A 13954-nucleotide genomic window follows, 5' to 3' on the forward strand; every position below is an offset into this window, starting at 1 on the left:
TTTGTGGAAAAAAAATCTAAAATTTATATAGCAGGACACCGAGGCTTAGTTGGATCAGCTATTGTCCAAGAACTACGTTTACAAGGTTATACTAATTTAATATTTAAATCTCATGAAGAACTGGACTTGACTAATCAACATGATGTTGATGAGTTTTTTAAAAAAGAAAAACCAGAATATGTTTTTTTAGCTGCAGCAAAAGCTGGCGGAATTATGGCTAATAATACTTATAGAGCGGATTTTATATATGAGAATTTGCAAATTCAATGCAATGTAATTCATAGCGCATATAAATACAATGTTAAAAAATTAGTTTTTATTGCTTCAACTGTGATTTATCCAAAGAATGTTTCATTGCCTACAAATGAAGAACAAATGTTAACAGGAGAATTGGAGTATACCAATATGCCTTATTCTATAGCTAAGATCGCAGGTATTAGAATGTGTGAGTCATATAATTTGCAGCATAAAACAAATTTTATTAGTGTTGCGCCAATTAACTTATATGGAAGCAATGATAAATTTGATTTAGAAAAATCTCATGTTCTACCTGCACTTGTAAAAAAGATGCATTTGGCTAAATTACTAAGTGAAAACAAACATAAAGAATTGCTTGAGGATTTAAATTGTAAAGATATAAATGAAGCTTTCGAATATCTTGATAGATATAACATCAGTGAGCGCAGTGTTGAAATTTGGGGAAGTGGTTTGCAAACTAGAGAATTTTTACATAGTGATGATTTAGCTCAAGCTTGTGTTTATATAATGAGATGCATTGATTTTGAGGATTTGTATAAAAAAGGTGATAAAGAAGTTAAAAATACGCATATTAATATTGGTGTAAATAAAAATATATCTATTAAAGAGCTTGCTTATCTTGTAAAAAAAATTGTTGGTTTTAAAGGAGAGCTCTTTTTTAATACAAGCAAACCAGATGGATTTAAGGAAAAGTTAACAGATTGTTCCAAAATTCATTCTTTGGGTTGGAAACATAAAATAGAACTTGAAGAAGGTATTAAGATGATGTATGATTGGTATTTAAAAAATATAACGATAGAAAAGAAAAAGAAAATTCACGGGGGGGGTATAACAAAAAAATAAATTATAATTATCTTCCTTGTGATAGAATGTTCAAGGAGGCTGCATGAAAAATACTTCTAAAATTTATATTGCAGGGCATAATGGTTTAACTGGTTCAGCTATTTTAAAGAAATTACAAGAAAAAGGTTATGAGAATTTCATATTAAAATCTCATAAAGAATTAGATTTAACAAATCAGCAAGCTGTAGAACTTTTTTTTAAAAAAGAAAAGCCAGAATATGTATTTTTATGTGCTGCAAAAGTGGGTGGTATATTGGCTAATAACACCTATAGAGCCGATTTTATATATCAAAATTTGCAAATTCAAAACAATGTTATACATAGTGCATATTTGAATAATGTAAAAAAACTTTTGTTTTTGGGAACAGCATGTATATATCCTAAAAACTGTTCTCAACCTATGAAAGAAGAAGATCTTTTAACAAGTACTTTAGAATATACAAACGAGCCTTACGCGATAGCTAAAATAGCAGGTCTTAAAATGTGTGAATCTTATAATTTGCAATATAATACAAATTTTATTTCTGTTATGCCTTGTTCTTTGTATGGTTTAAATGATAATTTCAATTTAGAAAAATCACATGTGTTACCAGCATTGATTAGGAAATTTCATTTAGCAAAATTACTTAGTGAAAAAAGATATGATCTTGTGTTAAAAGATGTACAGATGGATGATATCGATCAAACTAAAGAATATCTTCAAAAATTTGGCATCACTGAAAATGAGGTTGAAATTTGGGGAAATGGAAATGCGAGAAGAGAATTTTTACACGCTAATGATATGGCAGATGCTTGTATTTATGTGATGCAAAATGTCAACTTTAATGATTTGTATAACTCTGAATGTGGTGAAATAAGAAATACACACATTAATATAGGTTCTGGTAAAGATATAGCAATAAAAGATTTGGTTTCTTTAGTAAATAAGATTATTGGTTTCAAAGGAAGCGTGTTTTATAATAGCACAAAACCTGAAGGTACTTTTCGGAAGCTCGGTAGTTGTGATAAAATTCATTCGTTGGGTTGGAAACATAAAATAGAACTTGAAGATGGTATTAAAATGATGTATGATTGGTATTTAGAACAAAAATATATAAGAAGTTAAGGTAAAATTGCTATAATAGTTTGTAAAAAAGGTTTTTTTATGAAAAAAACAGCGTTGATTACAGGCTTTACAGGTCAAGTTGGGTCGCAAATGGCGGACTTTTTACTAGAAAATACTGACCATGATGTTATAGGCATGATGCGTTGGCAAGAACCTATGGATAATATCTATCATCTAAGTGATAGGATCAATAAAAAAGATAGAATTAGCATTTTTTATGCTGATTTGAATGATTATTCGAGTATTCAAAAACTTTTTGAGAGTAAACGACCGGATGTGATCTTTCACTTGGCTGCACAGTCTTACCCAAAAACTTCTTTTGATATACCTATAGAAACCTTACAAACTAATATCATAGGCACAGCAAATATTTTAGAAAATATTAGATTATTAAAAGCCAAAGATGGTTATGATCCTGTAGTGCATGTGTGTTCTTCTAGTGAGGTTTATGGTAGAGCAAAAGTAGGTGTTAAGTTAAACGAAGATACAACCTTTCATGGCGCAAGTCCTTATAGTATAAGTAAAATCGGTACAGATTATTTGGGAAGATTTTACGGTGAGGCTTATGGCATAAAAACTTATGTCACTAGGATGGGAACTCATAGTGGTCCAAGACGTTCTGATGTGTTTTTTGAAAGTACAGTTGCAAAGCAAATCGCATTGATTGAAGCGGATTATCAAGAGCCTGTTATCAAAGTAGGAAATTTATCAAGTGTAAGAACTTTTCAAGATGCCAGAGATGCGATAAGGGCCTATTATTTACTTTCATTAGAAAGTGAAAAAGGAAAAGTTCCTTGCGGTGAAGCTTTTAATATAGCGGGTGAAGAGGCTTTTAAGCTTCCTGAGGTTATCGATATACTTTTGAGTCTTTCTACAAGAAAAGATATCAAAGTAGAGCAAGATGAAGAAAGATTGCGTCCTATTGATGCAGACTATCAAATGTTTGATAATACTAAAATCAAAAACTATATCAATTGGAAGCCAGAAATTCCAGCTAGACAGATGTTTGAAGATTTACTAAATCATTGGAGAAAAGAAATCTCTATGGGTAGAATCCCATTAAATAGGTAACAATCGTGATAATTCGTTCTCAAACTCCCTTGCGTTTAGGTTTAGCCGGCGGGGGTACTGATATAAATTTATATTGTGATCAATACACAGGTTATGTTTTAAATGCGACTATATCTTTATATGTGCATTGTACTTTGATAGAAAGAGATGATGGAAAAATCATTTTTGATTCATCGGATATAAATGTAAAAGTAGAGTATAAAAGCAAAGATTTTTTAGAAAATGATGGCAAGCTAGATCTTTATAAAGCAATTTATAATCGTTTGGTAAAAGAATATATTAAAAAACCTTTAAGTTTTTCTTTGCATACTTATTCAGATGTACCAAGTGGTAGTGGGCTTGGTGGTAGCTCTACTTTGGTGGTGGGTATCATCAAAGCATTTGCAGAATGGCTGAATTTGCCTTTAGGTGAGTATGAGATTGCACGTTTAGCGTATGAGATTGAACGAGAGGATATGGCCATCGTAGGTGGTGCACAAGATCAATACGCTGCAACTTTTGGTGGGTTTAACTTTATGGAATTTTATGATCAAAAAAGAGTGATTGTTAATCCTTTACGCATTAAAAATTGGATAGCAAGTGAGCTTGAGGCTAGAGTTTTGCTTTATTTTACAAATATCACTAGAGAGGCTAAAGATATAGAAGAACATAAAAAAGGAAAACTAGGAGATGAAAACTCTCTTAATGCTATGCATGCGATAAAGCAAGATGCACTAGATATGAAAGAAGCGTTATTTAGAGCTGATTTTGACAAAATAGCTCAAATTTTAGGCAAGTCATGGCAGTCAAAAAAGATCATTTCTGATATAGTAAGTAATGATGAACTTGAAAGAATTTATCATTTAGCCATGGAAAATGGTGCCTATAGTGGCAAAACAAGTGGAGCGGGCGCTGGAGGATTTATGTTTTTTATGGTTGATCCTGTAAAAAAATATAAACTTAAAAAAATTCTAAACGAACAGCAAGGATATGTACAAGAATTCTACTTCACTAAAGAAGGAGCAAAATCATGGAAAATTTAAATTTATATATAAAATCTCATTTTAGTGATTCAATTGATATTAAAACTAAGATTTTAAATGATAATGATATGATCAGCTTAATTAAAGAGGTATCTCTAAAAGTGATCAATGCTTATAAAAATGGCAATAAAACTTTACTAGCAGGTAATGGAGGAAGTGCAGCTGATGCACAGCATATAGCTGGGGAGTTTGTGAGTAGATTTTACTTTGACAGACCTGGTATTGCAAGCATTGCTTTAAGTACTGATACGAGTATTTTAACGGCTATTGGCAATGACTATGGTTATGAAAATTTATTTGCAAGACAAGTGCAAGCCCAAGGTGTGAATGGGGATGTATTTATAGGAATTTCTACAAGCGGAAATAGTAAAAATATCTTAAAAGCTTTAGAAATTTGCAAAGAAAAAGGAATTTTAAGCATAGGTTTAACCGGAGCTAGCGGTGGTGCTATGAATGAACTTTGTGATTATTGTATTAAAGTGCCATCAACTTGTACACCAAGGATTCAAGAGGCGCATATTTTGATAGGACATATCATCTGTGCTATAGTAGAAGAAGAGCTTTTTGGCAAGGGGTTTGATTGCAAGCTATAGTTTTAGCAGGAGGTCTTGGCACGAGGTTAAAAAGCGTAGTGCAAGATCTCCCAAAGCCTATGGCGCCGATTAATGGAAAGCCATTTTTAACCTTTGTTTTAGAGTATTTAAAAAAACAAGGAATTACTGAAGTTGTTTTAAGTGTTTCGTATAAATATGAACTCATCCAAGAGTACTTTAAAGAAGAATTTGAAGGTATGAGAATACGCTATAACATTGAAAAAGAGCTTTTAGGTACAGGTGGAGCTATAAAAGATGCCTTGAAGTTAATACAAAATCAAGCTTATGTTTTAAATGGTGACACTATATTTGATATTGATCTAAAAAAGCTTGCTTTAAATGGTGGTAAAATTTGTATCGCACTCAAACAAATGCAAAATTTTGACCGATATGGCACTGTGAATGTTGATGATCAAGGTATTGTAATATCTTTTGAAGAGAAAGTATTTAAAAAACAAGGTTTAATCAACGGTGGTATATATTTACTGAAAAAAGATATTTTTGATGAATTTGATTTGGAAAAAAAATTTTCTTTTGAAGAATTTTTGCAAGAAAATTTTAAATTGCTAAAAATACAAACCCAAATTTTTGATGATTATTTTATTGATATAGGGATACCTGAGGATTATGAAAAATTTTCACGTTCCCAAATCACAAACTAACCCTAAGGAACTCTAATGTTTAACCCAAATAGTGCTATAGATAGGATAAAAAATTCACTTTCTTATAAATTAGGTCTTGCTATCATAGAATGTAAAAAACAACATGGGAGAGGGTATATAACCCTACCATATAAATTATATAAGATAAAACAACAACATTTTAAAGAACAAAAACTATACAAGCAAACTATTAAAATATTTCCACAACTTGCATATCCTAAAGTAGAATCTTGTAAAGATTATAATGAAAGCATAAGATATAAGTATCATCTTTCCTATATGCTAGGAGAAGTTTTGATTTGTGCTCATAAAGCTTGGTATAAAGGAGGATACTTTATGTTACCTTCTTTGTTAAAAGAAAAATATAAGATATATAAAAACATTCAAGATATTATCAGCATATTGCCTCAAAAATTACACTATCATTTTTACAATTCAACAATAAAAAATCATAAAATAAATATTCAAGATTTGATTGATGTTTTGAAACAACATAAAGATTATAAACCTATACTAGAAAATATATTTCATAATTTTGATTTTTTTGTAAAACATTTTGATCTTATTAGAATTTGGCTATCTTCGAAAGATTTTAAAGAAAAATACAAACAAGAAAATCACCCTTATCCTTCTTTGCTTGATCCTAAAAAACTAAACGATGAAAATGAAAAAATTAACTATAAAAATATTCCTGCTGAGCTTGCATGGGAAATGAATTTGCCTTTACCGGATAATTATAAGTTTGTGTTTTTGGGCATTTTTGGTGCAGGTAGTGATGCAATGGATAAGTTTCTAAGGCATTGTGGTGTTAAAATGAATTTAAGGGTCAATAATAACTATAAAAGATATTTGAATGCTTATGAGCATATGCTATGTAACAAAAATAACTATAATGCTATAGTGCTTTCTGGTCATAAGGTCTTGGAGGATTCTACTAAGTTATTTTTTCTTATTCAAAAAAAAGTTCCATATTTGTGCATAGTTAGAGATCCTATATCTCTTTTAAAACCTTTGGTAAATCATCATCAGGGGGGCAATAAAAGAATTATTAGACACATTTCAATGGATTTTGATTATAAAACTTATCTTGAGAATGTTATTTTATATCATAATACGATAAGAAATAATGATGGGTTAAAACATAGCTTTGATTGTATACCTAGTTTAAACAATATTTATAGATATTTAGATGGAAACATGAATATATTAAATTGGAGAGTTAAGCATTTACAACACTCTATCAATAAGATATATTATTTTGATATGGATAAAATTCGAAAGGAGCATGCTTTTGAAACATTTTTAGAGTTATCTCAAATTTTTGGATTCAAGAAGCCAACTAATAGAAATTTTTTTGAAGCAAAGGTATGTAGAAATGACATATTGGTTTTATTGCCTTTGAATTTGGATATAAAATTAGATGCTTATGGAATAAATGCAAACAAAGACACGTTGGAAATTACAATCTCAACACGACAAATTTCTTTTTTATCTGAACATTATCTTGATATTACTCATTTGCTTATAGGTGATCAATGTTATTTTGATAATATAGTTTGTTTTTGTCAAAAGAAAGATTTTATGTTTTTAAAGACAAATCAAAAGCTATTTTTTGATGTCCAGAAATTTATCAAAAATTTATTAATAATGATGTCTGAGCAGGAAATAAAGGAACAAAAGAAAATGTTTGACGAGGATGATATTCTAGATTACTTGCGGGCTAATTCTGATGTAAGAAATGCACTTAGAAATATTTTTAATAGCGATTATAAAGATTTAAAAGAGCTTGAACCAGATATAGTTGCCTCTTGGAAATACTATCAAGAATTTGAAAGAATATGTAAAGAATTGGATGGTGATTAATACTAAAGAAAGATAAAAAAAGTATAATATAATAAAAACAAGGAAAGACTATTAAGAATATTATTATTGATTTAGATGGAACTTTAACATTAGATACTGATGTTCCTTATAAAGATAAGCCAATAAATACAAATGTTTTAAAGCAACTATGTCATTATAAGGAATTAGGTTTTAAAGTAACTATATTTACTAGTAGAAATATGAGAACATATCAGGGTGATATTGAAAAAATTAAGCATAATACATTACCCATAATTGTAGAGTGGCTTGATAAACATAAAGTTCCTTATGATGATATTGTTATAGGAAAACCATGGTGTGGTTACGATGGTTTTTATGTCGATGATAAAGCTATAAGACCTTCTGAATTCGCAAAATATTCTTATGAGGAAATTATCGAGATTCTTCAAAAAGAAAATCCGTATAAAGATGGAGGAAATAGATGATTTTTATTATGTCATCAGCTTATTGTTCTGATGATTTTGAACTAGAATTTGGAAAAATTCCACCATCTTTCTTGCCGTTGGGTAACAAGAGATTATATGAATATCAGATCGAACTTTTTTGTAACTTAAACGAGTCGATAGTATTAACTCTTCCTCAAAGTTTTCAAATTAGTGAATATGATTTTCTAAAGTTAAAATCACTAGGTGTAAAGATTTTATATATTCCTGAAAGTATGCAATTAGCAGAAGCTTTGATTTATGCTATTAATATGAATTCTCCAATCAATGAGTCGATTTACATATTACACGGTGATACATATTTTAGTTCTATACAGTCTTTAAAAAACCATTTGGTGGTTTCAAGGGTAAAAGAGAATTATAAATGGGCGTACTTATTTAAAGAAAAAGTATTGAATTATAGGATAAAAAACAACATTTCAGAAGACTATGAATTGGTTTTATCTGGTTTTATGAATATTGAATATCCATACTTTTTAGTTAAGTGTCTTTTGGATAATCATTATTCTTTTGTTGATGGGTTAAGAGAATATTCCAATACTCATGCTTTTAATATAGTTCAAGATGACTCATGGCTGGATTTTGGTTTGATAACAAATTATTTTCATTCTAAAAAAAAATTTAGCACACAAAGAGCTTTTAATCATTTATTAATTGATGAAAACTTTGTGATAAAGTCTTCAAATTGGGATAGTAAAATCAGAGCTGAAATCAATTGGTATAGAAGATTTCCACAAGAATACAACATCTACTTGCCAAGATTTTATTGTGAAAAAGCAGGTTCTTATCGACTGGAGTATTTGTATCACAATACCTTGTTAGAGTTGTTTGTTTTTGGAAAATTACCACATTATATTTGGCGTAATATTTTTGGGTCTATAAAAGTATTTTTAAACACTATTCATAAATTTAAAAGTGATAAAGAGATTGTTTTTGATTATAAAGCTAAAACGTTGAAAAGATTAAAACAAATCAATCATCCGGAAATTAGTTTTTCTAAAAAATATTCTTTTGGTAATTATGAAAGTATATCGATATGCGAAATCCTAAATTCATTAGATAAAAATATATCGCAAAAACAAGATATAAGATTAATTCACGGAGATTTTTGTTTTAGTAATATTGTGTATGATTTTAGATCAAAGAATATAAAAACGTTTGATCCCAGGGGAATGGATTTTGATGAGAATATAACAGTCTATGGAGATATGTGTTATGATTATGCGAAATTAGTGCACTCTGTATTAGGTTTGTATGATTTTATTGTTTCTGGCTTTTCAAGATGTGAAATTCAAAAAGATAAAATATTTTTGTCTATAGATGTGAGTGATGAAATAGTTAAAATTCAGGAAGAATTTTTTACAATGTTCGAAATTGATAAGCAAATTTGCTCTATTGCTATACATCTATTTGCTTCTATGCTTCCTTTGCATGCTGATGATAGTGACAGACAAAAGGCTTTGTTTGCTAATGTTTTTAGATTATATTTTTATTTTAAAGATAAAGGTTTGGTATGACTATTGTTTTTCCTATGGCTGGGCTTAGTTCGCGATTTTTAAATGCGGGTTATAAAATACCAAAATATATGCTTAAAATACAAAATAAAACTGTATTTTATAATGCGGTTTTTGGGTTTAAGCATTATTTCAAAGATTGCAATTTTCTTTTTATTTATAGGGATATATATAATACCGAAAAATTTATTGCAGATGAGTGTGAAAAACTTAAAATCAAAAATAAAATTCTTGTAAAACTTGATGATGAAACTCAAGGGCAGGCCCATACAGTTATGCTTGGATTGGAAAAAGCTTATATTGATGATAATGAAAGTATATTGATTTTTAATATAGATACTTTTAGATATAATTATATTTTACCTGATTTTGACTATGAAAAGTTGGATGGATATTTGGAAGTATTTCAGGCCGATGGAGAGCAGTGGTCGTTTGTTTTACCTGGTGATGATAAAAATGTTTTGAAGACAACTGAAAAAGAAAGAATTTCTAATCTTTGTAGTAGCGGGTTATATTATTTTAAAAAAGGCAAAGACTTTAAAGATTCTTTTAAGTTTTCGTATGAAAACAGGCTGTATGTAAAAAATGAGCTATATATAGCACCCTTATATAACTATTTGATCAAAAATGATAAACAAATTAAATATCATGAGATAAATTTGAGTGATATAATATTTTGCGGAACACCGCAAGATTATGAAAAATTTTCACGTTCCCAAATCACAAACTAACCCTAAGGAACTCTAATGTTTAACCCAAATAGTGCTATAGATAGGATAAAAAATTCACTTTCTTATAAATTAGGTCTTGCTATCATAGAATGTAAAAAACAACATGGGAGAGGGTATATAACCCTACCATATAAATTATATAAGATAAAACAACAACATTTTAAAGAACAAAAACTATACAAGCAAACTATTAAAATATTTCCACAACTTGCATATCCTAAAGTAGAATCTTGTAAAGATTATAATGAAAGCATAAGATATAAGTATCATCTTTCCTATATGCTAGGAGAAGTTTTGATTTGTGCTCATAAAGCTTGGTATAAAGGAGGATACTTTATGTTACCTTCTTTGTTAAAAGAAAAATATAAGATATATAAAAACATTCAAGATATTATCAGCATATTGCCTCAAAAATTACACTATCATTTTTACAATTCAACAATAAAAAATCATAAAATAAATATTCAAGATTTGATTGATGTTTTGAAACAACATAAAGATTATAAACCTATACTAGAAAATATATTTCATAATTTTGATTTTTTTGTAAAACATTTTGATCTTATTAGAATTTGGCTATCTTCGAAAGATTTTAAAGAAAAATACAAACAAGAAAATCACCCTTATCCTTCTTTGCTTGATCCTAAAAAACTAAACGATGAAAATGAAAAAATTAACTATAAAAATATTCCTGCTGAGCTTGCATGGGAAATGAATTTGCCTTTACCGGATAATTATAAGTTTGTGTTTTTATCTGGGGGACTTTCTGGGCATGCAGCAATGATGTCTTTTTTTGGTGCATGTAATATTGGGTATTTATATCATCATATGAATCCCATGAAAAGTAGGTATATAGAATACTATAGCTTTAATGAAAATTCGGATAAGTATGCAATTATAACTTATGGACAGTATAGTTTGTCACAGGGGCTAATATCATTCGTAAATACTTAAATTTAGTGAAGATAAACATTCCAATTGTTTTTTTGGTTAGAGATCCTATATCTAGATTAAAGACGGGTGTGAATCATCCAATTTTAAATCCAAAAAGCGAAAAAGATTTATGCTTAAATAGTGATTATTATAAGGTTTTTAAGAATAAAATGTATGTTGGTGGTCTTGGAAGAAAATTTTATTATGCAGATAAACCGAATATGGCTTATCTACCTAGATGGATTAATGATGATACAATATACCAAACATCACTTTGTAGTATGATGCCAAGTGAAAATATCACCTACATTGACATGGAGGAAATTAAACCAGAAAAAGCATTTGATACAATGTGTGTTTTGGCAAATAAATTTGGATTTAGCAAGCCTACTGATGAAAGTTTTTTTAAGGGTGTGATGAATGGAGATTTGACAGGTTTTATCCCAATTAATTTTTTTGCTAATGAGAAAAATTTAGATTGCAATGATGTTTTTGTTTATAAAAACAACAGTATCCATCTTCAAATAACATCTACAAATTTAATTGAATTCTATGGGAAATCCAAAGAATATATCAACATTGTAAGTGATTTTTTTGATAAACCTTTAAAATATGACAATTTGGGTATTTTTATAAAACCACAAGACTATGAGCGGTTAAAGCAGAGCGGTGAGCTGATGCAAGCCACAAAAAAATATCTGGTAAATTTTATAAAGGCATTGGAAGAAAGAATAGAGATTGAAAAATCTAAATTATTTAAAGAAGATGATGTGTTAAAATATCTAAAAGAAAACAAAGAGCTAAGGATTAGACTGAAAGAATTACTTGATAAAGAACTTGCTCACATTAAGCAGTACAGGCCAGATATAGTTGCTTCTTGGAAATACTATCAAGAATTTGAAAAAATGTGTAAAGAATTAGATGGTAATTAATACTTTAATGATAAAATTTAAGGAAAGGTTGTTCCCAAATCACAAACTAACCCTAAGGAACTCTAATGTTTAACCCAAATAGTGCTATAGATAGGATAAAAAATTCACTTTCTTATAAATTAGGTCTTGCTATCATAGAATGTAAAAAACAACATGGGAGAGGGTATATAACCCTACCATATAAATTATATAAGATAAAACAACAACATTTTAAAGAACAAAAACTATACAAGCAAACTATTAAAATATTTCCACAACTTGCATATCCTAAAGTAGAATCTTGTAAAGATTATAATGAAAGCATAAGATATAAGTATCATCTTTCCTATATGCTAGGAGAAGTTTTGATTTGTGCTCATAAAGCTTGGTATAAAGGAGGATACTTTATGTTACCTTCTTTGTTAAAAGAAAAATATAAGATATATAAAAACATTCAAGATATTATCAGCATATTGCCTCAAAAATTACACTATCATTTTTACAATTCAACAATAAAAAATCATAAAATAAATATTCAAGATTTGATTGATGTTTTGAAACAACATAAAGATTATAAACCTATACTAGAAAATATATTTCATAATTTTGATTTTTTTGTAAAACATTTTGATCTTATTAGAATTTGGCTATCTTCGAAAGATTTTAAAGAAAAATACAAACAAGAAAATCACCCTTATCCTTCTTTGCTTGATCCTAAAAAACTAAACGATGAAAATGAAAAAATTAACTATAAAAATATTCCTGCTGAGCTTGCATGGGAAATGAATTTGCCTTTACCGGATAATTATAAGTTTGTGTTTTTATCTGGGGGACTTTCTGGGCATGCAGCAATGATGTCTTTTTTTGGTGCATGTAATATTGGGTATTTATATCATCATATGAATCCCATGAAAAGTAGGTATATAGAATACTATAGCTTTAATGAAAATTCGGATAAGTATGCAATTATAACTTATGGACAGTATAGTTTGTCACAGGGGGCTAATATCATTCGTAAATACTTAAATTTAGTGAAGATAAACATTCCAATTGTTTTTTTGGTTAGAGATCCTATATCTAGATTAAAGACGGGTGTGAATCATCCAATTTTAAATCCAAAAAGCGAAAAAGATTTATGCTTAAATAGTGATTATTATAAGGTTTTTAAGAATAAAATGTATGTTGGTGGTCTTGGAAGAAAATTTTATTATGCAGATAAACCGAATATGGCTTATCTACCTAGATGGATTAATGATGATACAATATACCAAACATCACTTTGTAGTATGATGCCAAGTGAAAATATCACCTACATTGACATGGAGGAAATTAAACCAGAAAAAGCATTTGATACAATGTGTGTTTTGGCAAATAAATTTGGATTTAGCAAGCCTACTGATGAAAGTTTTTTTAAGGGTGTGATGAATGGAGATTTGACAGGTTTTATCCCAATTAATTTTTTTGCTAATGAGAAAAATTTAGATTGCAATGATGTTTTTGTTTATAAAAACAACAGTATCCATCTTCAAATAACATCTACAAATTTAATTGAATTCTATGGGAAATCCAAAGAATATATCAACATTGTAAGTGATTTTTTTGATAAACCTTTAAAATATGACAATTTGGGTATTTTTATAAAACCACAAGACTATGAGCGGTTAAAGCAGAGCGGTGAGCTGATGCAAGCCACAAAAAAATATCTGGTAAATTTTATAAAGGCATTGGAAGAAAGAATAGAGATTGAAAAATCTAAATTATTTAAAGAAGATGATGTGTTAAAATATCTAAAAGAAAACAAAGAGCTAAGGATTAGACTGAAAGAATTACTTGATAAAGAACTTGCTCACATTAAGCAGTACAGGCCAGATATAGTTGCTTCTTGGAAATACTATCAAGAATTTGAAAAAATGTGTAAAGAATTAGATGGTAATTAATAGTAAAGAAAGATAAAAAAGATATAATTATAAAATAATTTTCAAAG

Annotated in this window: 11 protein-coding genes and 1 pseudogene; all 12 read left to right on the forward strand. The window is 28.8% G+C overall.

Annotated elements, in window-relative coordinates:
• The first annotated feature begins 3 nt into the window (after positions 1-3).
• The 12 genes and pseudogenes from A0083_RS01605 to A0083_RS01660 all read left to right on the forward strand — a co-directional run bounded on the left by A0083_RS01605 (position 4) and on the right by A0083_RS01660 (position 13907).
• Positions 4-1101 (forward strand): GDP-L-fucose synthase family protein, encoded by a 1098-nt coding sequence (locus A0083_RS01605; RefSeq protein ID WP_197553707.1) that lies wholly within the window; start codon positions 4-6, stop codon positions 1099-1101.
• Between the two features lie 43 nt (positions 1102-1144).
• On the forward strand, positions 1145-2206 hold the full coding sequence (locus A0083_RS01610) for a GDP-L-fucose synthase family protein (protein ID WP_197553710.1): 1062 nt from the start codon (positions 1145-1147) through the stop codon (positions 2204-2206).
• Between the two features lie 39 nt (positions 2207-2245).
• Positions 2246-3277 (forward strand): GDP-mannose 4,6-dehydratase, encoded by a 1032-nt coding sequence (locus tag A0083_RS01615; RefSeq protein ID WP_197553713.1) that lies wholly within the window; start codon positions 2246-2248, stop codon positions 3275-3277.
• A gap of 2 nt (positions 3278-3279) precedes the next feature.
• Complete coding sequence (gene hddA, locus A0083_RS01620) at positions 3280-4299, forward strand: D-glycero-D-manno-heptose 7-phosphate kinase (protein ID WP_197554503.1); 1020 nt, start codon at positions 3280-3282, stop codon at positions 4297-4299.
• Complete coding sequence (gene gmhA2, locus A0083_RS01625) at positions 4287-4892, forward strand: D-sedoheptulose 7-phosphate isomerase (protein ID WP_173788236.1); 606 nt, start codon at positions 4287-4289, stop codon at positions 4890-4892. The genes hddA and gmhA2 overlap by 13 nt, the downstream gene beginning before the upstream one ends.
• Positions 4880-5554 carry a D-glycero-D-manno-heptose 1-phosphate guanosyltransferase gene (gene hddC, locus A0083_RS01630; protein ID WP_197553716.1) on the forward strand — a complete coding sequence of 225 codons (675 nt, stop codon included), beginning with the start codon at positions 4880-4882 and terminating at the stop codon, positions 5552-5554. The genes gmhA2 and hddC overlap by 13 nt, the downstream gene beginning before the upstream one ends.
• Positions 5555-5569: 15 nt before the next feature.
• Complete coding sequence (locus tag A0083_RS01635; RefSeq protein ID WP_197553719.1) at positions 5570-7417, forward strand: DUF2972 domain-containing protein; 1848 nt, start codon at positions 5570-5572, stop codon at positions 7415-7417.
• A gap of 65 nt (positions 7418-7482) precedes the next feature.
• Positions 7483-7863 (forward strand): HAD hydrolase family protein, encoded by a 381-nt coding sequence (locus A0083_RS01640; RefSeq protein ID WP_232087591.1) that lies wholly within the window; start codon positions 7483-7485, stop codon positions 7861-7863.
• A complete protein-coding gene (locus A0083_RS01645) occupies positions 7860-9398 on the forward strand; it encodes a capsular biosynthesis protein (protein ID WP_197553722.1) in 1539 nt (512 codons plus the stop codon). Before A0083_RS01640 ends, A0083_RS01645 begins: the two co-directional genes overlap by 4 nt.
• Positions 9395-10126: a glycosyltransferase family 2 protein gene (locus tag A0083_RS01650; protein WP_197553725.1), complete on the forward strand. Its 732-nt coding sequence runs from the start codon at positions 9395-9397 to the stop codon at positions 10124-10126. The genes A0083_RS01645 and A0083_RS01650 overlap by 4 nt, the downstream gene beginning before the upstream one ends.
• 15 nt (positions 10127-10141) lie before the next feature.
• Positions 10142-11991 (forward strand): annotated as a pseudogene (locus A0083_RS08280) (DUF2972 domain-containing protein).
• Between the two features lie 65 nt (positions 11992-12056).
• Entirely contained in the window at positions 12057-13907 is a 1851-nt protein-coding gene (locus A0083_RS01660; RefSeq protein WP_197553728.1) for a DUF2972 domain-containing protein, read from the forward strand.
• Positions 13908-13954 lie beyond the last annotated feature (47 nt).

The organism is Campylobacter sp. 2014D-0216, from assembly GCF_014931215.1.
GTDB lineage: Bacteria > Campylobacterota > Campylobacteria > Campylobacterales > Campylobacteraceae > Campylobacter_D.

What these genes read in the sequence shown, in the direction of transcription:
- A0083_RS01610 (WP_197553710.1), top strand. Translation starts at nt 1,145, where the DNA reads ATGAAAAATACTTCTAAAATTTATATTGCAGGGCATAATGGTTTAACT.
- A0083_RS01615 (WP_197553713.1), top strand. Translation starts at nt 2,246, where the DNA reads ATGAAAAAAACAGCGTTGATTACAGGCTTTACAGGTCAAGTTGGGTCG.
- gmhA2 (WP_173788236.1), top strand. Translation starts at nt 4,287, where the DNA reads ATGGAAAATTTAAATTTATATATAAAATCTCATTTTAGTGATTCAATT.
- A0083_RS01635 (WP_197553719.1), top strand. Translation starts at nt 5,570, where the DNA reads ATGTTTAACCCAAATAGTGCTATAGATAGGATAAAAAATTCACTTTCT.
- A0083_RS01645 (WP_197553722.1), top strand. Translation starts at nt 7,860, where the DNA reads ATGATTTTTATTATGTCATCAGCTTATTGTTCTGATGATTTTGAACTA.
- A0083_RS01650 (WP_197553725.1), top strand. Translation starts at nt 9,395, where the DNA reads ATGACTATTGTTTTTCCTATGGCTGGGCTTAGTTCGCGATTTTTAAAT.
- A0083_RS01660 (WP_197553728.1), top strand. Translation starts at nt 12,057, where the DNA reads ATGTTTAACCCAAATAGTGCTATAGATAGGATAAAAAATTCACTTTCT.